Raw genomic sequence first — 21,639 nt, forward strand, 5'->3', positions numbered from 1 at the left:
GCCGGGCCGGCCTCACCCGTCCTCACCGTCCTTGTTTTGCCGCCGGGCCCGCTGCTGGCGCAGCCGCTCGGCGTCGGCTGCGGTCCGCCGCATCAGCTCCTGGAACCGGGCTTGTGCCTGGCGGCGCGTGCTGTCGCTGGTGTTCCCCGGCACAACCGGATTGGGCCGGCCTGGCCTTCTGGCCGGCGGTGGCGGAGCGCTGGGGCTGGGAGGTGAGGCAGGTCGGGGCGGAGCGCTGGGGCTGGGAGGTGAGGCAGGCCGGGGTGGCGCGAGCGGCCTCGGCGGGACCGCCGGGGCAGGGGGCGGCGTGGGCGAGGGGCGTGGAGCGGGAGGCGGTGGTGTGGGGGAGGGGCCGGGCGGGTTGTTGCGTGGGGGTGGTGGCAGGCGTCGGCTGCTGGACGGGCTGGCCGGGGGTGCGGGCACAGGCGTGGGGGCGGGCTGCGGTCGGCGTGCCCAGGCCCGGACGTCCTGGCGGACCGTGTTGCGCCACACTCGCCGCTGCTGACCGGCATCCTGGGCGTAGCGCGAACCGCCCGACTGGGCGCGCCGCGCGTTCGCCGGCAGCCCGACGGTGGAGCCGTAGACGATGCGGCCTCCCCGGTGGAGGATGCGGTAGCCGCGCAGCCGGACGAGCCGGTTGTGGGCGCGGGTGGACAGCAGGGTGCGGTCGGAGTTCTGGTCGTGCAGGATTTCGCCGGAGTCCGGGTCGATGATCTTGCCCTGGTCGTTGCGGTAGCGGTCCGGCGGACCGCCCCGCCGGAGGCTGCCGCCCTGCCCTTGGTTCCCGCCGCCGGGGTGTGTGTCGCCTTCGCCGTCGACGCCGGTGGGCTTGCGCCACTTGGCCAACTGTTCTTTGTCCAGACGTCGGCCGATCAGCAGCCAGTGGGCACCCTTGGCGCCGAGCCGCGCTCCCAGCCCGCCCACGGCCGCCGCCGCGGTGAGGGGTGCAAGACCGCGCCCGGCTTCGGCGGTGGCGTCGGCGAGTATCCCGCCGGTGTCGACGGGCATGCCCGCGCCGTCGAGCAGGGAGGTGAGGGCGCCCATCAGGCGCTGGCGGGTGCCGAGCATTCCGAACCGGCCACCGCCGCCGGTGAAGGCGCGCAGCCCGCCGCCGTAGCCGCCCAGGGCGGCGGGGGAGTTCATGGCGAGGGCGGCGCCGAGCTCGGAGGTGTCGCCGGGCATGTGGGTGCCGCCGATTTTGGCGTAGCGCATCCGCATGGCCATGCGCCGGCCGAAGGACGTGATGCCGGTCAGCAGCCTGCGGTGCCCGGCCGCACCGGCGATGGCCAGCACGTCGATCAGCAGGATCCGTTCCACCATCAAATCGGGGCCGTGGGTGATGGTGGCGTCGACGGCGATGCCGAAGAACGGCACGAACGCGCAGATGCCGACCACGGCGAGGACCGCGATGCCCCACAGGGACAGCCACTTCCACACCGACTGGCGGGCAGGGCCGGGCAGCATGCCGGCGATGAAGGTGACCCCGCCGGCGGCGGCTGCGGCGGCGCAGATGCCCTGGGTGCCGAGCAGGACGATCGCGCTGGACAGCAGCATGCCGCAGATGAACAGTGCGGCGATCAGCAGCAGGAAGGCTCCGCCGACCCGCCACCAGGTGGGCTTCTCGGCGTAGGCGGCGCACGTCTTGCCGACCGGGCCGGCCTTCTTCATGTCGGCCAGGAACGCGGCGAACGCCTGGTCCTCGTCGGTGACGATCGCGTTGGAGGCGTTGAGGAGTTCGCCTCCGGGCGTGAACTCCGGGAGAGCATCGCTGCTGCTCGGCGTGCCGTCGACGCCGCGCTCGCAGTACTTCTTGCCCGGACCGTGGATCTTGCTACAGGCGTCCTTCGCCTTGTCCGAGGGCGTCGAGCTGGGCATGTACCCGCCGGTGACCCACTTCAGATGGACCGCATACGCCGTGCGGTCGGCAGTCTTGGCCGGGTCGAGGATGCGTCCGTACTCCAGCAGCATGTACGGCTTCACGATCAGGGCGTTGGTGATCGAGTCCTGGATGGGGCGGGCCACCTCCGCCGCGGAGACGGGCCCTTCACCTTCGCGCTGAAGGCACTTGATCTCTTCGTGGCCGGCCATGCCGGCGCACGGGTCTGTGCTGGCGAGCTTGCCGCCCCAGTCGTAGGAGTTGACGCTCTGCTGGGCGACGTCGGCGGCCACCTGCTGGGACTGGCCCAAAGGGCCGTCCGGGCCGAGCAGGGTGTCGGGGCGGATGAGGGCCGAGGCGGCGATCGCCCCGATGAGCAGGGTGAGGAAGATTTCGCCCAGGCCGCGGCCGACGCGGCCGCGCACGATCATGAATCCGGCGAAGACGAACGCCCAGGCCAGCAGCAGCCCCTTCAGCCCGAGGGTGTCGACCACCACGTTGTCGTAGGTGTCGGCGACCTTCTGTGCCGGGTGGGCGAGGATCTTCAGCAGCGGGAACCGGAAGGCCACCTCGATCGCCCACCCCGCCAGCCCGACCAGCAGCCGGATCAGGGTGAACAGTCCGGACAGGGCGAAGGCCAGGGCCTGCGTCTTGAAGGCGACGATGGAGCCGCCGTCGGAGTTCAGGTCGTACCCGTCGATCGGCACACCCTCGGACGAGTAGATGTTCAGCGGGGCGAGCAGGTCTCCGGTCTCGCTGTTGCTGCTGGCCGCGTACACAACCTGGCTGTTCACCAGGAGGAACACGCCGGTGAGCAGCACGACGAAGCCGGCCGAACGCAGGGTCGCGCGGTCTGGACGGAACACTTCAGTGCCGCCTTCGCCCGGCGGCGTACCGCAGCCGCCACACCACCAGGGCAGCCACACCCGCACCGGCGGGCACCAGCCTCCACGCTGCACCGGCCACGTCCTGCTGGCCGGCAGGGGTGGTCTTGGCGCCGCGCTCGCAGTACGCCTTGGCCGGGCCGACGATATAGGTGCAGGGATCGTGGTGCGTGGTGCGGGTGTCGGCGGCGAAGGCCTGTCCGGTGTGCGGCCACCACGCGTCCGGCACGCCCACCCCGAGGGCGAGGATGACCGTGGCGGCGACGACGGCGATCACGGTGAGGACGCTCGCGGCCGCGGCGATGCGCCGGGAGCGGTCCCAGGAAGAAGTGGTCATGAGACGTGCTCCTTCGGACGCGCATCCACGGCCTCACCGGCAACAGGTACGGAGGGCGGGGCAGCGCTCGTGCGGCGTCCTGGCGTGGTGGTGATGGAGGTGGTGATGCGCGGGATACGGGGGATGGAGACCTTGATGCGGCCGGTGTTCTGCCGCGGGCAGGTCAGCAGGAACTCGCCCTCCCGGCCCTTCTGGCCGACGGGGGACAGGCCGGTGGTCACCAGCCGCAGCAGCTCTGGGTCGTTCGGGTCGAGCCCGACGAACTCCAGGCCCCGGCGGGCGCGTTCGCGGTCGGCGGTGCGGGCGAGCACCCGGTAGGCCATCAGGCCGCGATCGGGGCCGAGTTCCTCGGCGTCGTGCGAGCCCGCCAGGAGCCCGGCACCGTGCTTGCGCCCGTCGTGGAGGATCTCGTGGACCAGGGCGGTGCCCTCGGCGGACGAGGTCAGCCAGTACAGCTCGTCCAGGACTACCTGGGTGAACCGCTCGGGGTCCTCGAACGCGGTCTGCCGGGCGATCGCGGCGATCAGATAGAGCACCGCGCGTCCGATGAGCGCCTCCAGCGGCTGCTGGCGCAGGACCTCCGGCTTGTCGAACGCGGCCTTCGGGGGCAGCTTCAGACCGGTCGTGGTGATCACGATCATGTCGGTGCTGCTGGAGGCGTCCAGCCGTACCGGCGGCAGCGTCGGGTCGAAGACCATCCGGGCCAAGGAGTTGGTGGCGACGACGCGTATGAGGCCGGCGAGGGTGGCTGCCGCGTCCTGCCGCTTGCCCGCCTCGCTCGTGGCCATCTCCTCGAGGACCTCAAGGACGCGGTGCATGGACGGCTCGGGGCCGGCGGCGGCCTGCTCGACGGCATGGTGGAGGACCTCGCCGCTGGTGCTCATCGGACCGATGCCGAGCTGCAGCGTGAGGTAGGACAGGGCGTAATGGCGGCCCTCGGGGCCGTCGAACATGCGCAGCGGGTCGATGGACACCTCGGCCTGGGCGGCGTCGATGATCTGGACGCGGCCCTTGGCCGCGGTGCGGGCGAAGGTGGCCCACTCGCGGACCGGGGTGCGGTCGATGCAGATCGCGCAGCCGCCGCGCGCCCACACAGCCTCCGCGATCAGCTTCTGCATCACGCTCTTGCCCGCACCGAGATCCCCGACGATCCCCATCGAGGCCGACGCGTCCACCTTGGGCGCGTCCGCCACGTTGATCATCACGGGGCGGGTCGTGCCGCTGTCCAGGTCGATGCCGAGGAACATCCCGTTCGGGTCGCCGACCTCCGCGGTGGTGAAGGCCCCGGAAAGCGCCCAGTCCTCGCTGATCTGGTGCTGGGTGAACTCCCGCACCACGCCAGGCCGTACCGTGCTGGGCAGGCCCAGGGTGAACAGCGCATCCTGCAGGCCGGCCGGCCGCACCGCGCGGTAGTCGGCGCCGCCGAGCAGCGCGGCCAGGGCGCGGGCCCGGGCGTCGCAGACGGCCGCGGTCGGCCCCCACACCGTCAGCACGGTGACCGACTGCACCTCGACCTCGACGGACGTGCGGGAGAGACGGGCGTCCAGCTCGCCCAGGTCGCGGGCGGCCTCGGTCAAGGAGGCGGGCATGCCGGTGGGGCGGGCGTCGTACTGGTCGGCCTGGTCGATCAGCTCGTTCTTCTTGCGCCGCACCTGGTCGCGGGCCTTCTCCGCCGGCACCAAGGCGAGGTCGACGGTGTAGTCGACGGGAAAGTCGAGCATCTCCAACTGGGCGAACAGATCCGCGGCATCCTGGCTGACCGAGGGCGGGCACTCGGCCAGCGCCAACTGCGCCTGGTAGCCGACTCCTGCGTCCGTTTCGACCTGCAGCCAGCGCCGCCCCAGCGGCGAGCCGGTGTTCAGCCGCCACCAGGCCTTGCGACCCGACCGCGTGATCCGGCCCGCGCTCTTGAGCTCGTCGACGTCGTCGAGGTCGGGGTCGATGCCGCCTTCCTGCAGGCGGACCTGGCCGAGGTCGGCGTAGCTGGGGGAGCGCAGCACGCCGTCACGGATCTGCCCGCCGTACAGCTCGCTGGTCTCGGCCTCGGCCAGCAGGGGCTCCGCGAGACCGCGGTGGAGGGCGTGCTGGATCATCCACACGATCTCCGCCGGGCGTGCAGGACGGAAGGCGATGCCGCCGGCGAGCGCGGCCTCCACCCGAGAGGCCTGCTCGCGGTAGGCAGTCACCTCGCGCCGCGCCACGGGCACCGGCCGCATGCCCAGCATCGGCGCGATCTCGGCCCAGGCTGCGCCGAGGGACGCCGACACCTGCAGGCCGCCTGTCTCGGTCCGCAGCGGCACGGCCAGCCACAGGGTGCGGCGGTGCATCTCCTGGTCGTCCAGCAGACCCAGGGTGGCCTCGACGTTCTCCACCCACGGGTGCCGGCCCGCACCGGGTGCCTGCTCGGCCGGCTCGATGCCCTCGATCATGCGCAGGGCGATCTCACCCGGGTCGACCTGTGCGCACAGACCGAACAGCCGCGGCGCCCCGGACAACGACCGCACCAAATGCGTGATCCTGGCGAGCTGTTCGTCGCGGACCGCGGCGGGCACGTACGTGCCCTGGACGGTCTCCTCGCGCTGCCCTCGCGCGTCCGGGCCGGGGTGAAGGCGATAGACGGCCCACACGCTGCCCTGTGTCGACCACACCAGGTGCCCGGCGATGTGACGGATCGGAACCCTCACCGCGCACCCCCCTGCTGGGCAAGCGCGAGCAACTGCTGCACACCCGACACCGGCCCCACCGGATCCGCGGGAGCAGCCGGTTTTGTGCGGCGGCGCGCGGACGAGCGAGCGGCCGGGCTCGGATGCGGCCCCCGGGCCGGACGGGAGGGTGCGACCGACACGGCGGGGCCGGGCGCGGGCGCGCCCTCGATGGTGAAGCCGCCCAGCAGCAGTCGGGGCGCACGGTCGCGGGCGGCCCGCCCACCGATCCGCCCTCCCCTCGGCTGCCAGCCGAGCAGCACCCAGCCCAGCGCGGCCTGCATCGGCGCACGGCCCCGGATCTTCGGCCGGCGCACCGCCCAGATGGCCAACACCCACGCGACGATGGGGACCGGCCCCATCCACGACCACCAGCTGATGGTCTTCACCAGAAGGAAGCCGCCGCCGACAGCGACCGCGATCTGCGCGGGGGTGTAGGGGCCGAGGGGAATCTTCCAGTCGGCGACCTTGCCCAGTACCCAGGGGTGGCGGCGGGCGGTGGTGTAGAAGCGGCCCACCCGCGCCGCTGCTGCCGCGCTCACAGCCAGCCTCCCGCGTCGGCGGAGTGGTCATGCGCGAGGGGATCCGTGCTGCGGACCGTGCCGGGGATGGTGGGTGCGCTCTTGGCCGGGTTCTTCACCTCGTCGGTGAACATGTTCGCCAGGTCGTTGCGCGAGTTGTACAGACCCAGCGCGATCACCATCAGAAGCAGGGCGCCGATCCCGGCCTTGAGGCTGAACTTCTGGATCATGATGACGACCACGAGGCAGACCAGACCGGCCTGCAGGCCCTTGGTCGCCCACTCCTTGAACATCGTGATCCACGAGTTGCCGAGGTCGTTGAGCTGTCCAGCGAGCATCAGGCTGTGCACCGTGTTCACCGGGCACCCCCGTCCTGGGCGCTCCCGGATTCCAGCGCCGCGACTTCCCACCGGCCCGAGCGGGCCTTGAGCGTGAGCTCGTACCCCAGCGGCCAGCGACCGCCGGAGTCCCGGGCTTCCACCTGGACGAGGACACGCACCGCAGTGCCGTCGGCCGGCACCTTCTCGGCGGCCGCGGCCTCCTCGACGGCGGACACCTGCTCGGCAGAGACCGCCACGTACGGGGCGGGGGAGACGGCGGTGAGCTTCACCCCCGGCGCGAGGTAGCGGTCAACCTCGCCGGCACCGGTCAGGTAGGCGGCGAGGAACTCCCCGACGGCGGAGGACAGATCACCCTCCGGGACCGTCACGCCGTACGACGACTTCGGCACCTCGGCCCGGACCGGGCCGGCCACCACGCCGGGCGCACCGGTCACCGTGAACGGGCCGCCCGTGCCGCTGACGGTCACCGGCACGGCGTAGTAGCGCACCGATCCGTCGGCGTACTGCGCAGCCACCGTCACCGACCACGCGCCGCCCTCGCGCTGCGCACTGCGCACCGCCGTCACGGACTCCGGCTTCGACTGCGCACCCGCAGCCGGGGCGGGGGCGGGCAGCTCGACGTCCGGCGCCATCGACTGCGCAAGCCGCGCCTGCGCACTCGTCGCATCGTCCGCGCTGCTGCGCAGCCAGATGCTGACGAACAGCTGCGCATAACCGCCCGGGTCGGCGGCGACCGCCGCGGTGCGCACGGCGGCGGGCTTGGACGGGGTAGCCGCTTGGACCGTGGTCGGGGTGGAGGCGACGGCGACGCACAGGGCGACGGGGCCGGCCGCGATAGCGGTCAGAACCGCCAGGCGTGAAAGGCGGACGCGGCGCCGCATCGACTCCAGCCGGGCGCCAGCCGCCATCGGAGCAGCAGCCTCGCTCTCCGAGGCCTGCTTGCCAGGGGACATGGTCAAACTCCCAGGTCAGAACGGATGTTGCTGACCTCGAGAAAACCCGCCGACCCCGACCCGACCACCGACCACGAACCCCCGACCACGGTCACGATGGGGACACGAAGCCCGTGGTCGGGGTCATGGTCGGCCCGACCACAGGCCCGACCACGGGCTGGCCGAGAGCCGAGGACAGGACATCGCGTCCAGCCCGCGGTCCCCGGGCCGGCGACCGCTGGGCGACCACGTGACGCCCGGCCAACGGACCCGCACACCGATGCGCAGACGCAACCCGCCCGGCCCCGGCAAGGCGCCTGCGCAGTGCTCCACCCGGACCTGCGCACCAGAGGACCAGGAATCCTCGGGCCGACTGCGCAGCCGCACCGCGCAACCCGACTGCGCAGGATCCACGGCCGGTTGCGCAGCCCGATTGCACACCGCCCCTCCCAGGCTGCGCAGTCGGTTGCGCAACCGCTGCGCACCGGGGGTGAAGGTGGCGTGGTCGGCCCGACCATGAGCCCGACCACGGCAGCTAGACGGCTACGTTGCCGGATCGTGACCGGTGGTCGGGGCTCGTGGCCGTCAGCCTGGTCGGGGTCGACGGATGAGCTGCCGGCATGGACCACACGCACCCCCGCGCACCCAGGACCGATGACCGCCCCACTTCGGCGGGCCCGGTGCGCTGCCCTGGCCACCGCGCGCGGCCCGCATCGGGGGCACGGCGGTGAGCCGCTTCGGGACAGGGGTCCGCCGGGGCGTGATGGCGGCCGATCAGTTCACCCAGGTCGCCAACGGCCTGTTCCGGGACAGCCGGTTGTCCTACAAGGCGAAGGGGATCTTCGGGTACGTCAGTACGCACCGGGACGGCTGGCAGGCCACCGTCGCCCACCTGGTCTCCGTGGGTCCTGACGGGCGGGAGGCGGTCCGCGCCGGCCTGAAGGAACTGGAACGCTACGGCTACCTCATCCGCGAACGACTGCGTCGCCCGAACGGAACGCTCGGCGAGGTCGTCTACTCGATCACGGACCGCCCCGCCGCCCTCGACGTTGCCCTGCTGCTGGAAGCGACCTCCATCCTCGCGATCGAAGACGAACACGATGCCGGCTTCGGGGCGGGCATCCGGCGTGGGGTGATGGCGGCCGATCAGTTCACGCAGATTGCCAACGGCCTGTTCCGGGACAGCCGGTTGTCCTTCAAGGCCAAGGGGCTGTTCGGCTTGCTCAGCACGCACCGGGACGGCTGGCGGATGACCGTCGCTGACATCGCCCGCCGCGGCCGCGACGGCGAGGCAGCGGTGAAGAGCGGGCTGAAGGAGCTGGAGAAGCACGGCTTCCTGGTCCGGGAGCGCCAGCGTGATCCCGACGGAACGCTCGGCGGGGCTGCGTACTTCATCACCGACCTGCCCAGCCTGCAAAGTCGCAGGTCACAACCAGAGTCGGGTTTTCCACCAGTGGATAACCCTACGTTGGCTGATCGGTCCACTAAGAACACCATCAGTAAGAAGACCAACAAGCAGCACACCAGATCCCTCCGTCCGTGCGACCCGGGCGATGCCGCCCGAACGAACGGAAGGACGGACCCCCCGGACGCGACAGCGTCCCCGGCGCCGCCCCCTGCAGACGAGATGCATCCGGGGATCCGGCTGCTGCTCGAGATCGGGGCGAGCCGTCCTGAACTCCTGCTGACCGGGAAGCCGCTGACCGATCAGGGGCGAGTGGCGACCGTGATGATGGACGCCGGCTGGAGTGCTGAGCAGCTGCGCCACGTCATCACCGACCGGCCCCTGCCGAACCCGGTGCGCACCTCGGTCGGCGCGATCATCGCCGCCCGGCTCCGCGCCGCCCATGCCTACCCGCCGCCCGCCACCGCAGCGGACCACCACGATGCGCCCCCTTGGGACGAGCCGTACGCGGCGGCGACAACCGAGCGGTCATCGACTGGGGCCGCCGCCCGCACCGTGACCGAGGCCCTGACCTACCGGGCTCTTGTCGAATGCGCCGGCTGCGGCGTGCCCGCAACCGCCCCCGGTGAGGACCTCTGCCCGACCTGCCTCGGCTGGCCGCTGTGCCGCACCTGCCCGGGCCCGACACCCCGGCGCGCCCACCCCGCCGGCGACGGACGCTGCATGACGTGCGCCTCCGCCTGACCGCCCCACTGGAAGAAAGGAAGAAGCCCGTGACGGACACGCTCCGCACACCACCGCCGACTGCGACCGCACAGCACCGGCGCCCCTTCACCCTCGACCCGGGCCGCTGGGAGGCGGAACGCTCACGCGCCCTGCGGACCGGCCACGTCCGTGACCACACGTGCACGGCCGAGTGCGAACCCGTGCTCGTGTACGAACGCACCCGGTGGGGCTGGCTCGCCTGGACCGTTCCCGGTGACGGCACCCCGCCCGAGCAACCCCATCAGATCGGGGTTCTCACCCCCACCGCGAGCCGTATGCAACGCCTGGCCCTGCGCTGGCTGACCAGGCACCCCGCCCAGCGCCTCGCCCTGGCCCCCACCATCCCCGGGTCCCTGCGGCTCTCCGCCGCTGCCGTTTCCCTCATCAGCCTGCTCGCAGGCCTGTTCGCGATGGGCCACGGCGTTCCCGTCGACGTCGTGCTGCCGGCGATGCTGCTCGCTCCGGTACTCGCCGAGTACCTGCCGGGCCAGCTGGACGCCCGGGCCCGCGAACACGTCCGCAGCGTCGAAGGCGACGGCGCCTGCCGGTACCTGCAGCGCCTCGCCGCCCTGCACACCTCCCTCGTCCAGGCCGCCGCCGGCAGCGACCGCTACGAGCTGCGCCGCTCGGCCGAGATCGGCCAGCACACGCTGTGGGACGCCGCCGGCCTGCTCCAGACCCAGGACACCCGCTCGGCCTCGGCCGACCTCATCGCCCGCGAACGGCTGATGGTCCAGCTAGCCCACCAGGCCGCCCAGAGCCTGAAGCGCACCCACACCGAAGACAGGCCAGCCGACGCGGACCAGCCCGGCTGGCACGAGCGGCCGTTGGGCCCGTACCCGCCCGGCTTCGAGCAGACGGCACGGCCAGCATCTCGACGCACACCCAGCACGTCACCTCTGAAGGGATTCCACCCCATGCCCCAGACGCAGCCCGATCAAGCCGTCCGCGCTGCGGACGTCTACCTGCTCTTCGCGCACGAGCCCTACTACCCCGGACCTGGCGCCCAGGAGATCAACACCACCCTGGTGGCTGCTGCCTCTTTGCTCCACCCGCGGGTGCGGCAGCCCGACGGGGCCCAGATCCACGACCGCCTCACCCAAGGACGCCATCCGGGAGAGATCGTCCCGCTGGCCACCCTCACTCACGAACTGGGTGGCGGCGCCGACTGGCCGACGGTCGGCGACTGGGAGAGCGTCACCACCGACCTGCTGCAGCTCGTCCGCGACGGGGAATGCGATGCACTCAGCCTCGGCCTGCCCGAGATCGCACGTGCCCTCATCTGCACCGGCCCGCACAGCCACGTGCGCGCCTTCGACGCCGCGGCTGACGAGTTCATCACCCACGGACCGGCGGAGCGTGCCGCCGTCCTGGCCAAGGTCGACACGTTCCTCGCCTGTCTGGTGGCCGAGCAGGACTTCTGGCCCGGCGACGGCCTGCTGACCCCGCTCTGCCGGCACGTGTGAGAGCGCGATGAGCCGCAGGCAGACCGGGCCCGACCGGCCCCGAAAGAAGAGGGGTGCAATACGAACCACGGATGGTGTGGGCGGACCTCCGGTGACTGCTTCACCGGCTGACACACCGGGCAAAGGGCAGAACACCCTCTGCCTGAACATCGCTCTCTACTGGTCCAAGGTCGCCCGCGAACGACGGAGCGGCCCGACGCTGGGCCGAGCCGCGCCTGACATCGCTCCGTTCCCCGGCACAACGCCGGGCCGCCGTCAGAGCTTCAGCCAGACCAGCAGCACGGCCACGACGGCTGCGACGACGCCGATGACCGGGATCGACGCGGGGTGCGCCACGGCGATCATTCCGACAACCACCGCCGCGATCACGACCATCGCGAATTCGGTGCGCTTGTCGTTGTTCACTGGTCCTCCAAGATCTCGAAAAAGTCCCGCCATCCCGGCGATGAGTACGACGGTGGAGGGCTGAGGGGTTAGACCGGCAACTGCCTCCAGACCCACCACTCGCCGGCATCCGCCTCCACCAGTTCGGCGGGCTCGACCCCCGGTTGACAGGACTGGGCACGGAAACGCCCTCCGCCGGATCGGACCGGTGGAGGGCGTGCCGAAGCTGACCATGCAAAGAGTGGCCATTCAAGACCTGGCCCCTACAAGGTGCATGCCCCGCGTGCGCCGCTCGCCTTCACTCGGCCCGGCGTCCGGGGTGCAGAAACGCGCACTGAACAGCCGGACGCCCCCGACGATCGTCGGGAGCGTCACGGTGATCACTCCCTACCCGCAGCAGGCTCAGCGGGAGGGGCCGGCTGTCGCCGCCGCGGCGGTCGCGGAGGATGCTGACGTCGCCAAGCATGCTGCGCAGCTCCTCCTCCTGCCCTTCGGCGTACGCGTAGCGCTCGGGCAGGACTTCCACTAGGCGCTTCCACTGGCGCTGGCGCGCACGCACGCGCCACCGCAGTTGTTGTGGCCGAAGCCGGGTTCGTACATGCGGGGCGGTGCGACGCCCAGGGCCCGCGCCTCGGTGAGGAGATCCTCCTTGGCCCGGGCCGGCTCCCGCTTCCCGCACAGCGGGAAGCGTGTGACCCACGGCTTCCAGTTGCGGGCGATCGCCGGGATCCGGGCCCGGTCGCGCCGGGTGTTCTCGATCCCGACATACACCAGCGTGTCGGCAGGGTCGGCGTGCGCGTCCATCCACTCCCGGCATGGAATCTGCTTGAGCAGGCGTGTGCAGGGGGCGAGCCGGTCGTTGCCGAGGAACCGCACGTCGCGGAACACCTCCCACGGGGTGCGCCCGTCGGCGACCTTTGGGTTCTGGCACAGATCTTGGGGAGCGGTCGCAGAGCGTGACGCCGCTGTTCGATTGCGAGGCGGTGGGTTCGCGTGAGACCGCGTACGCCTTGCCGTCTGCCGACCGATGGTGACGCTCCATCAGGTCTCTGGCCGCCTCCGCCGTGTTCGGCTGTGGCCGGTGACGGTACTGCTCATGCAGACCGACGCACCGTTCTGGGACTCGCTGGTGTTCGACGGGATCGACGACGTGGACGTCGAGGCGGTGACCGCCGCCTTCGGCACGGTCGATGTGGCGGTCAGAGGCCGAGCGACGGGGGCGACGTGCCCTGACGGATTCCTCCATCGAGAGTTGAGTTGGTGAGGCCGTCGGCCGGGCGTTGCCGCGCCCGGCAGACGGGAAGGGAGTGGATCAGGCGTCCTGGGCGAGTTCGCCGCTGTGGGGCTGCTTCGGCGCGTCCTTGAGGACGGGCCCGCCGCCGTGCTCGCGGGCGCATTCGAGTACGGCGGCCGCCAGAGCGGCGGTGTCCGCGGCGCGGGTCAGGCCCCGGCGGGCAGAGCGGTAGACCTCGACGAAGCTGTCGTTGAAGCCGCCCCACACGGCAAGCCAGTCGGCGTGGTCGGCGGCCGTGTGCTGGGAGCTGGCCTCGCGCCCGTCGGCGGTCGCGCCGCTGATGGTGATCTCCGAGCTGTCGGCCAGGGGGACGCGCAGGTACGTTCCCGCGTGCTCGGGGACGGGGACCCAGCACAGGCCCTCCGTCTCCAGCTGGCCCATGAGCGAGGCGGTGAAGTCGTCGGGCAGGTCGGCGAGCTGGATCTCACGGGTGTAGCGGGTGAGCGTGATGTCGAGGATCCGGAGAGTGGAGACGTCGACGTAGACGGCCTGGGCGCGGTCCTGGGTGGTGACGGTCCAGTTGTAGAAGCGGCGGACATCGTCACCGGTCGGCAGAACGGTCGGGCCGAAGCGGGTCAGCGAGCCGTCCGCGAGAGCGCTCGTGAATTTAAAGAACCGCTTCACCTCGTGTGCGCCGGCCGGGAGATCCGGCAGCGGCGTCGCTTCGCGCTCGCCCGGCAGGTTTTCGAAGGTGGTGATCGTGCGGGCCTGAATGAGCGTGTGCTCGGTGAGTTCCATCCGGGCTGTCGACGGCTTCGCGGGCCAGAAGTCGTACTGCCGGCGAACGGCCGAGGCGTGGAGGCCGGTCGACTGGTGCACGGACCCGTACGTGTCGTGGACCGCCACCGTCCAGTACACGGTGCGCTGTTCGGGGCTGAGAGGCAATGTGATCACGTGTGCTCCTGAGTCGCTGGTGACCGCTCCAGGTTGCCGCCTGAAACTTAAAATCAATTATACTCTCGTTCGGGTTGGTGCAACCCCCTTTACAGAAGGCTGCGCAGGTCAGAGCCCCACTCATTCGGCGGCCGCGAGCCCGTGATCCTCAAGGAGCGAACTGGCGGCGCCAATGGAAGCTGCGAGCGTCGCAGCCGTGGTGCGGGCTTGCGCGAAGTGACCGCTCCGTGCGGTTGCGTGGTGAGGATCGACGGCATCGTCGACGGCCAGGTCGACGAACTCGTTGCGGGCATCGCCGCCAGGCGAGTCCTACTCCGACTGTTCGGCTCGCGCGACGTGCTGTGTGACGATGCTTCGCAGTGACTGGGTCCACATCACGGCGTCGTCGATGGGGCGCCTCTCGCCGAGAGTTTGAGCGCGCATCAGCGCTTCCCGGACAGCGTCAGACACGACAGCCGGGTCCGCCCCGTCGTCGGCGTAGAGCGCTCTGTACTCGTCCCGGAGCTGCTCCAGATGACGTGTGCGCTCGGAGACTTGGGCCGTGATGACCTTTTCCGCACCCGAGGTGTCGTACGTTTCGCTCTGCAGCGTTGCCAGCTGATGAACGAGCTGCGCGCAGGTCCACAGTTCCTCGCTCAGCCGCTGGTCGACGTCGCCGAGCTCCACTACGCCGGCAATAGGCTTCGCAGCAGCCCAGACTTCCTCACAGGCCTCTCGGACTTCTTGTATGTGGCCGTAGGCTCCTTTTTCGGATCCAATTTCCTGCAGGTCGCAGTGGGCGAGCGCCCGCCCGTGCCAGCGCTTCCTGAAGCGTCGCAGTGCCCACTTCGGTGGGGGCTCGTACCCCAGATTGCTCGTGAGGTACTTGCGCTCCTTGAGCGGCACATCAGGAGCGTAAACGGCACCGCTCCAACGCAAGGTGTCATCCCACACGTAGGCAGTGGCCATCCAGGGACTCCAGATGTCGTCGGAACGCGCTACCGATCGTCCAGGATATAGGCGTGGAATCGCGCGTGATCGTCGTCTTCATCCGACTGCGATCACAGCGCGGGCAGCGGGTCGGTGTGGTCGTCGACGCCGAGGAGGAGCACGTGGTGTCCGACGGCCTCTGAGGTGCCGTCGGTGACCTTCTCGACGTCGAGGCGCAGCCGGATGCGGCTGGCGCCTTCGCCGTTGGCCGCGAGGTCGTGTTCCAGCTCGTCGTCGAGGCGGTCCAGGGCGGCTTCGGCCGCGGCGTAGTCGGCCAGGTCGCGGGCGAGGACCTGGCGGGTGGCGGTGTCGCGGAGCTGATAGCTGGGCATCGGGGATCGTCCTCCGGCTGGTCGGGGTGATCAGGTGGTGGGGTCGGTGAGCCGGCGGGCCGCGTTCACCGCGCGGGACCAGACGTCGGGGCTGCCGCCGTGCTCGCGGGCGAGGGAGGCGGCGAGCCCTCGGACGTCGCCGCGCTCGCGCAGGGCTGCCAGGGCGATGGCCGCCCGCCGGTCGGCCTCCGAGCGGGTCGGCGCGGCCGCGGGGCGGTGCTCGAGGGCGTTGCGGACGACGTACTCCCAGGACCTCTGCGGACCGCCGTACTGCACGCTGAGCTCCGCGGCCAGACCCGGGTGGTAGCCGTCGCGCTCGATCGCCTCGGCGGCGTACTGCTCGGCGACCTGCGTGGCGGTGCGCGGCTCACCGCTGGCGCGGTCGCTCAGCTCGGCCGCGAGAACCTCCTCGAGGGCCGAAGGCCGGCCGACGGGCGCTTCGTCCTGCGGCCCGGGACGGCGGCCGGCCTTGCCGAGCTTGTCCCCGGTGCGCTTCCGGTCGAAGTCCTGCAGATCGCCGACACGGAAGCCGGGGATCATCCGGCCGGTGGGCCCCTCGACCTCGCCGGCAGAGTCCGGGAAGTAGTCGGGGTTGTCCCGCCGGTACTTGCGGATCACCGAGGGCCCGTTGAAGCTCAGCAGCGCGGCGGCCTTGTTGATGGAGACGATGTCCGCAGGGTTGAGCTTGTGCAGCTCGGGGTCGGCCTTGAGTACCTTGCTGGCCTTGTCCTGCTGGAACCAGGTGTAGAAGGCGCGGAACTGCTGCTCGTCGTAGAAGTCGGTCCCGTCGATGCGCTCCTTCTCCGGGTGGCGGTGCTCCTTGGGCTGCTCGTCGCGCACTTTGTACCAGCGGGCCGCGGTGCCGACGCTGGCGCCGGTGAACTCGCGGATCCAGTCGCGGTTGACCACGGCACGGTCGCCGAGGACGCGGCGCTGCGGGTTCAGGGGCTTGGTCATTGCTCTCTCCGGTCCGGGCCGCGGCCCTATACTGAGGGCCTGCTCCTCTTGTTTCCTTCGGCGCTCACGCGTCTGCAGGCGAGATGGGTTGGTGAAGGTGGTCGGCGGGACGTTCGGCCGGGGTTGCCGCCCTGGGTCGACACCCTCGTGAGAGGGTGCCTTCCGCCGCCCACCATTTTTACCGCTGTTTCGCGTAATCAATATGGCGCTCTTGTTGGGTGGCTGTCAATCTCGCCGGCGCAGACCCCGCCGCGAAGCCACCCTCCACTCCCGCTCGAAGCGCGGCACCTGCTTGCTCTGCACGGGATAGAGCGGTCACCATCAGCTCCTCCACCGTCGGCAGCTCCGGCTCCCTGCGCCGCATCCACGTCCGCACCCGTCCGTAACGCTCGTCGACCTCGACGGGGTAGCCGTGCCGCTCGGAGACGGTGCGCAGCCTGCGGCCCACCGCAGACGCGCGGCCCACGTGGACCCGTTCCACCGAGCGCATCGGCCGTCCGCACCGGGTGGGGTCCGCCTTCGAGACAGGCAGGATGCGCCGCACGTGGTACAGCGCCCACGGGCAGGTGAGCTCCTCCTCGAAGGCGGCGAAGACGGGCCGTCCTCGCCGCGGCCGGGGTCGAACTGCCCCAGCAGGCTTCGGCGGCCGAACAGCTTCGCCTGCGGGTTGAGGCTGACCGACGTGTACTCCAGGCGTAGCACCCGTCCGGCGATGTCCGGGTGGGCGCGCATCCGGTCCAGGTGTGCGTCCATGGCGCCCATCGAGACCGGGAAACAACAGAAGCTTTCCCTGTCAAGTTCAGATGTGTTGCGTTGGCCCTCGGAGGCGTAGGTGCTGGCGCCTGACTGAATGCGCCAGTTGACGGATAAACGTCCCGGTTGGCGGGGTAGTGCCGCTGTCGGCCGAATTGCAGGCTGAGGTCAACTTCGGGGTGGAGAACAGCACCGATACCACTCAGGCCGAGATCTTGGAGAACGTGTCGGCCTTCCTGTCTCATCCGAAAATGGAGGAACCGGAAGGCGCGCGTCATCAGCCCGTGGGCAAGGTGCCGGCGGGTGGACTGGGTCTCTGTCATCAGGCGGGTGCGAGGGTGACGGTGAAGCCGAGGGCTTCGAGCTGGCGGATGTGGTTGCGCTTGCGGCGGTCGGGGTCGATGCGGGAGTCGTAGTAGTCGGAGCCCAGGTCGTGGAAGCGGGTGTCCGGGGTCGAGAGCAGATGCCAGATGATCACCAGGAGTGAGCGGCCGACTGCGACCAGGGCCTTCTTCTTGCCGCGGCGGCGGCCGATGCGCCGGTATCGCTCACCGAGGAAGGTGTCGGTCTTTCCGGCGGCGGTGGCACAGTTGCCCAGCACGCGGGCCAGGTAGGAGTTGCCGTGGCCGGTGGTGCCCCGGCCCTTCTTCTTCCCCGCGGATTCCTTGACGCCGGGGGCGAACTTCGCCCAGGAGGCGAGGTGGGCGGCGGTGGGGAACCGGGTCATGTCCAGGCCGATCTCCGCGATGATCACGTGAGCTGCGATCGGGTTGATGCCGGGGATCTCGCTGAGCCGGGCGATCGCGTCGGCGTAGGGGGCGACCTCCGCGCCGATCCGGGCGTCGATCGCGACGATGTCGGTGTTGATGGCGTCGATGCGGCCGAGCATCTTGGCGAGCAGGAACGCGTGGTGGTCGGTGAAGTGGCCGGTGAACGCTTCCTCCAGTTCGGCGAGTTTGGCGCGCAGGCGGCGGCGGGCGTACTGGGCCAGGACCTTGGGGTCGCGCTCGCCGGCGATCAGGGCGGCGAGCATGTCGCGGCCGGAGGGGCCGAAGATGTCGGTGGCCACCGCGGTGACCTTGATCTGGGCGTCCTCCAGCAGCTTCTCCACGCGCTGCTTCTCACTGGTGCGCGCGACCACCAGGTCGGTGCGGTAGCGGGTCAGGTCCCGCAACGCGCGGATCTCGCGCGGCGGGACGAAACTGGGGCGGATCATCTGCCGTTCAGCGATCTTGGCCAGCCAGACAGCATCGAGCTTGTCGGTCTTGGGCCGGCCCGGCAGGTGCTTGACGTCCCTCGCGTTGACCAGCCATACCTCGAAGCCGGCCGCCTCCAGGAGGTAGAACGCGGGCCGCCAGTAGTCGGACGTGGCCTCCATGACCACCCGGGTCACCCCCAGGCAGCGCAGGTGGTCACACATGCCCAGCAGGGAGCGGGTCATGGTCGGGTAGGTCACGACCTCCTGCATGCGCCGCCCCGGGGACCCCTCACGCGGCACTCGGGTGCAGCACACGACCTCGGCCTTGCCGATGTCCAGCGCGGCAACCCGCTCGATGATCTCCTCGGTGTCCTGCGTCTCTTCCAGCACCACTGCCCTCCCTCAACTCCCGGGCGGCTGCCACCTGTGGGAGCCAAAGGGCTGATGGAGGAATCTCATCCGCGTGCTCGAAGCGACACTGAAGGCGCCCGATGACTGGCTCCCCGCGCCCGGCTCAGTTACGACCTCGAAGGTCACAGACAAGACGGCGTCAACAGGCAGCAACCACACCCATTTTCCGCCCGGAACGGGCGTCGCCGCAGGGGATCCGATGGGCTCAGGAGACTGACGACACCTGGCGCGAGAGCGGTGAGCCGATTGTCGCCCAGCTACGTGCCGAGGCCGTCCGCAAACTGCCAGATGGCAGCGAGATTCTCTTCTCCGCGGTTCCCGCGGAGATCCAGGCGTGCGCACTCGCCGGGCAGGGCCGGTGGCAGGACGCCAGTGCTAAAGCCCAACAGGTCGCACAAGCGCTCTCCTTCGGCGGCGCCACCACCAAGGGCTACCGCGGGTTCTGGCTCTACCTGGCCGGGATCTGGGCCTACCGCGCTGCCTCCAACGGTGCACCTGCTGCCAGCGGTAGTCTCGCAAATGCTCGTGCCCTGATTCGTCAGGCAGAGCAAACCGCCGAGGGCACATGGGCGAGGTACATGCCGCTCCTGCCCGCCATGGAGGCGCCCGCCCTGCCTGCCCATGACGACCAGGCCGTGGCTACTGCCATGAACCTCCTACGGAAGATCGCCCCCGGCCAACTCGACAAGCGCTTGGGGAACATGATCGAGGGGCTCAAGGAAACCGCAGCGTCGGCCTACGAGCCCGCCCTCACCCAGCTCGGGATCTTCCTCGGCGCAGAAGCGAACAAGCCGTCCGGCACAGGCCGCTGCGACTCCACCTGGTGCTGGGGCAATCACCTGTGGGCCGTTGTCGAGGCCAAATCCGACCAGGAGCCCGACGGTGTCATGGCCCACAAGGACATCCGTCAGGTCAACGACCAACTCCGAATCCTCAAGAGCGACCGCAAACACAAGGTCATCCCGGACGGCAGTTTCACCGCCCTCATCTCCCCAACACGCCTGGGAGGAACTCCTCGCGGGTCTCGTACCGGTGAGCTCGCGTATCTTCCGCGCCTTCGGTCCGGCCGGCGGCGGGCTGCGGCCCCTTCGAGACCCGGCGGAGGCTGTGGACGAGGACGACGAGGCGGGAGCAGGCTGAGTGTCAGGATCCGGCCAGGGCGCTGATCAGCGTGCGGGCCCGGCCACCCCTCTCGATGGCCTGATGTGACAGATCCTGGTCATTGCGGCCATGTCCGATCGGGCGGGATGATCAGGGCATGCCCCCACCGCACGGCGTCGTGATCGTCGCCTTCCCCGGCATCGAGCTGCTGGACGCCACCGGACCGGCCGAGGTGTTCTCCGTCGCCTCAAGGCTCGCCGGAGCGGACCGGCCTGGCTACCTGGTGCGGATCGCGACGGCTGACGGCGGCCCGGTGACCACCTCCAGCGGCGTCCGGCTGATGGCCGATCTGGCCTTCGACGATATGGCTGGCCCGATCGACACTCTGCTGGTGTCGGGGGCGATCGAGCTCGTCGACGGCGGCGTGGAGCCGGTGATCGACCACGAGGTCACCGAGTGGCTGCGCCATGCGGCACCCCGGGCCCGGCGGACCGGGTCGATCTGCGCAGGGGCGCACCTGCTGGCCGCCGCGGGGCTGCTGGATGGCCGGCCCGCCACGACCCACTGGCTCACCGCAGGCAGGCTGGCGGCTGAGCACTCTCAGGTCCGGGTCGATCCCGATCCGATCTTCATCCGGGACGGGCGGGTGTGGACCTGCGCCGGTGTCACCTCGGGGATGGACATGGCGCTGGCCATGGTCGCCGAGGACCACGGCCAGGACCTCGCGCTCGCGACCGCCCGGATGATGGTGATGTACGTCAAACGCTCCGGCGGGCAGAGCCAGTTCAGCGTGCCGCTTTCCGTCCAGGGCTCCTCGGACGACCGGATCGACGAGCTGCGCAGATGGATCGACGAACACCTCACCGAGGATCTCTCGCTCCAAGCCCTCGCGGCCCGCACACACCTGAGCACGCGTCACTTCACCCGGCTGTTCCAGCAGCGGACCTCCACGACACCGGCCGCCTACGTGGAGGAGGCCAGGCTGGAGGCCGCCCGGCGACTGCTGGAGGACAGCGACTGGAGCCTGCCCGAGGTCTCCGCCGCGAGCGGCCTGGGCTCCGTGGAGACGCTGCACCGCGTCTTCCGGCGGCGGCTGGGCACCACCCCGGCCGAGTACCGCCGCCGCTTCTGACCCGCACCGCCTGCCCGGGCGCGCTCGCGCCCGGCCGAGCTTCGCCATGCCCGCACAGCGTGGCATCGACCAGCACACTTCCGAGGAGAACCGTGTCCCGCACGAAGGTCGTCCCGATCCCGGTCATGGGCCGGCACAACGTCAACGCCTATCTGCTGCTCGGCCGACGGCCGGTCATCGTCGACGCCGGAATCCCCGGCAGCGGCCAGAAGATCTACGACCAGATCACCGCCCACGGCGTCGACCCCACCGACGTCTCGCTTATCGTCATCACCCACGGCCACATCGACCACTTCGGCTCCGCCGCCGAACTGCACCGGCTCACCGGCGCGCCCGTCGCCGGCCACGTCGCCGACCTCGGGCAGTACCGCTCCGGCCGGGTTCGTGAACCGTACCTGCCCACCGGCCCGATGGGCCGCATCATGGCCCACAACAAGAAGCTCCACGCTCGGGCCGAACCCTTCGAACCCGCCGTGCTGATTCGCGGCGAGACGAACCTGGAGGACTTCGGCCTCGCCGCGAGCATCATGCCCACCCCCGGCCACACCGCCGGATCGGTCTCGGTCCTCACCGACGACGGCGGCCTCGTCGCCGGCGACCTGATCGCAGGCTCCTTCATGGGCCTCATCCCGGGCAGGCCCGCCAACCCGCCCTTCCACGACGACCCCCGGCAGAACCTCGCCAGCCTCCGCGAGATGCTCGCCCTCAACCCCACCGCGCTCCACGTCGGCCACGGCACCGCGCTCGATCCCGACCGGGTACGGCAGTGGGCCGATCGGGAGCACGACCGCCTCGCACGACTCGAAGCCGCCGGGCGCCTCACCATGCGAAGTGAGTGACGCACCATCTCGCAGCCCAGCAGCGGGACGGCCCCTGGCGCCGACCGACAACGGCCTGCCGGCTTGGCGGCGGCTGTGCCCTGCTGCCGGCCCGCCCAACCCGGCGCGCCGGCGACCCCGGTGGAGCCGGCCGAGCGGCCCGAGGT

Annotated in this window: 20 protein-coding genes; 7 read left to right on the forward strand and 13 right to left on the reverse strand. The window is 70.7% G+C overall.

The window, feature by feature from the left end; all coding sequences use genetic code 11:
- Positions 1-12: 12 nt before the first annotated feature.
- From OG747_RS52775 to OG747_RS52800, 6 genes are read right to left on the reverse strand one after another with little or no spacing between them, the layout of a single operon-like run.
- Positions 13-2,742 (reverse strand): hypothetical protein, encoded by a 2,730-nt coding sequence (locus OG747_RS52775; protein WP_331765343.1) that lies wholly within the window; start codon positions 2,740-2,742, stop codon positions 13-15.
- Position 2,743: 1 nt separating this feature from the next.
- The gene (locus OG747_RS52780) at positions 2,744-3,097 is read right to left on the reverse strand and encodes a hypothetical protein (RefSeq protein ID WP_331765344.1); all 354 of its coding nucleotides are present in this window, start codon (positions 3,095-3,097) and stop codon (positions 2,744-2,746) included.
- Positions 3,094-5,781, reverse strand: coding sequence for an ATP-binding protein (locus OG747_RS52785; protein WP_331765345.1), 2,688 nt, complete (start codon positions 5,779-5,781; stop codon positions 3,094-3,096). The genes OG747_RS52780 and OG747_RS52785 overlap by 4 nt, the downstream gene beginning before the upstream one ends.
- Complete coding sequence (locus tag OG747_RS52790; protein WP_331765346.1) at positions 5,778-6,341, reverse strand: hypothetical protein; 564 nt, start codon at positions 6,339-6,341, stop codon at positions 5,778-5,780. The genes OG747_RS52785 and OG747_RS52790 overlap by 4 nt, the downstream gene beginning before the upstream one ends.
- Positions 6,338-6,679, reverse strand: coding sequence for a hypothetical protein (locus OG747_RS52795; protein WP_331765347.1), 342 nt, complete (start codon positions 6,677-6,679; stop codon positions 6,338-6,340). The genes OG747_RS52790 and OG747_RS52795 overlap by 4 nt, the downstream gene beginning before the upstream one ends.
- Complete coding sequence (locus tag OG747_RS52800) at positions 6,676-7,614, reverse strand: conjugal transfer protein (RefSeq protein WP_331765348.1); 939 nt, start codon at positions 7,612-7,614, stop codon at positions 6,676-6,678. The genes OG747_RS52795 and OG747_RS52800 overlap by 4 nt, the downstream gene beginning before the upstream one ends.
- 706 nt (positions 7,615-8,320) lie before the next feature.
- Between OG747_RS52800 and OG747_RS52805 the strand changes: the two genes are divergently transcribed.
- Together OG747_RS52805 and OG747_RS52810 are read left to right on the forward strand one after the other, a co-directional pair.
- Entirely contained in the window at positions 8,321-9,742 is a 1,422-nt protein-coding gene (locus OG747_RS52805; protein ID WP_331765349.1) for a hypothetical protein, read from the forward strand.
- 29 nt (positions 9,743-9,771) lie between these two features.
- Positions 9,772-11,229: a hypothetical protein gene (locus tag OG747_RS52810; protein ID WP_331765350.1), complete on the forward strand. Its 1,458-nt coding sequence runs from the start codon at positions 9,772-9,774 to the stop codon at positions 11,227-11,229.
- A gap of 255 nt (positions 11,230-11,484) precedes the next feature.
- Here OG747_RS52810 and OG747_RS52815 read toward each other — a convergent pair whose 3' ends face one another.
- Entirely contained in the window at positions 11,485-11,634 is a 150-nt protein-coding gene (locus OG747_RS52815) for a hypothetical protein (RefSeq protein ID WP_331765351.1), read from the reverse strand.
- Between the two features lie 262 nt (positions 11,635-11,896).
- Here OG747_RS52815 and OG747_RS52820 point away from each other — a divergent pair, with 262 nt between their 5' ends.
- Positions 11,897-12,142, forward strand: a complete 246-nt coding sequence (locus tag OG747_RS52820; protein WP_405886493.1) for a hypothetical protein — start codon at positions 11,897-11,899, stop codon at positions 12,140-12,142.
- Here OG747_RS52820 and OG747_RS52825 read toward each other — a convergent pair.
- Positions 12,139-12,501 (reverse strand): hypothetical protein, encoded by a 363-nt coding sequence (locus tag OG747_RS52825; RefSeq protein WP_331765353.1) that lies wholly within the window; start codon positions 12,499-12,501, stop codon positions 12,139-12,141. The two genes, OG747_RS52820 and OG747_RS52825, sit on opposite strands and share 4 nt — an antisense overlap.
- A 208-nt stretch (positions 12,502-12,709) precedes the next feature.
- On the opposite strand from OG747_RS52825, the gene OG747_RS52830 reads away from it, so the two are divergent.
- Positions 12,710-12,877, forward strand: a complete 168-nt coding sequence (locus OG747_RS52830) for a hypothetical protein (protein WP_405886494.1) — start codon at positions 12,710-12,712, stop codon at positions 12,875-12,877.
- A gap of 48 nt (positions 12,878-12,925) precedes the next feature.
- On the opposite strand, the gene OG747_RS52835 is transcribed toward OG747_RS52830, so the two are convergent.
- From OG747_RS52835 to OG747_RS52855, 5 genes are all read right to left on the reverse strand, one after another.
- Complete coding sequence (locus OG747_RS52835) at positions 12,926-13,801, reverse strand: hypothetical protein (protein ID WP_331765355.1); 876 nt, start codon at positions 13,799-13,801, stop codon at positions 12,926-12,928.
- A 309-nt stretch (positions 13,802-14,110) separates the two neighbouring features.
- Entirely contained in the window at positions 14,111-14,749 is a 639-nt protein-coding gene (locus OG747_RS52840) for a hypothetical protein (RefSeq protein ID WP_331765356.1), read from the reverse strand.
- A 92-nt stretch (positions 14,750-14,841) separates the two neighbouring features.
- The gene (locus tag OG747_RS52845; RefSeq protein ID WP_331765357.1) at positions 14,842-15,102 is read right to left on the reverse strand and encodes a hypothetical protein; all 261 of its coding nucleotides are present in this window, start codon (positions 15,100-15,102) and stop codon (positions 14,842-14,844) included.
- Positions 15,103-15,132: 30 nt separating this feature from the next.
- A complete protein-coding gene (locus tag OG747_RS52850; protein ID WP_331765358.1) occupies positions 15,133-16,059 on the reverse strand; it encodes a hypothetical protein in 927 nt (308 codons plus the stop codon).
- Positions 16,060-17,134: 1,075 nt separating this feature from the next.
- Positions 17,135-18,403: an IS110 family transposase gene (locus OG747_RS52855; protein WP_331765360.1), complete on the reverse strand. Its 1,269-nt coding sequence runs from the start codon at positions 18,401-18,403 to the stop codon at positions 17,135-17,137.
- Between the two features lie 98 nt (positions 18,404-18,501).
- On the opposite strand from OG747_RS52855, the gene OG747_RS52860 reads away from it, so the two are divergent.
- From OG747_RS52860 to OG747_RS52870, 3 genes are all read left to right on the forward strand, one after another.
- Entirely contained in the window at positions 18,502-19,587 is a 1,086-nt protein-coding gene (locus tag OG747_RS52860; protein WP_331765361.1) for a hypothetical protein, read from the forward strand.
- Positions 19,588-19,679: 92 nt separating this feature from the next.
- Positions 19,680-20,654, forward strand: coding sequence for a helix-turn-helix domain-containing protein (locus tag OG747_RS52865; RefSeq protein WP_331765362.1), 975 nt, complete (start codon positions 19,680-19,682; stop codon positions 20,652-20,654).
- Positions 20,655-20,746: 92 nt separating this feature from the next.
- On the forward strand, positions 20,747-21,493 hold the full coding sequence (locus tag OG747_RS52870; RefSeq protein WP_331765363.1) for an MBL fold metallo-hydrolase: 747 nt from the start codon (positions 20,747-20,749) through the stop codon (positions 21,491-21,493).
- The last annotated feature ends 146 nt before the right edge of the window (positions 21,494-21,639 follow it).

Origin of the sequence: Streptomyces sp. NBC_01384 (genome assembly GCF_045040035.1) — a bacterium.
Taxonomy (GTDB): Bacteria; Actinomycetota; Actinomycetes; order Streptomycetales; family Streptomycetaceae; genus Streptomyces.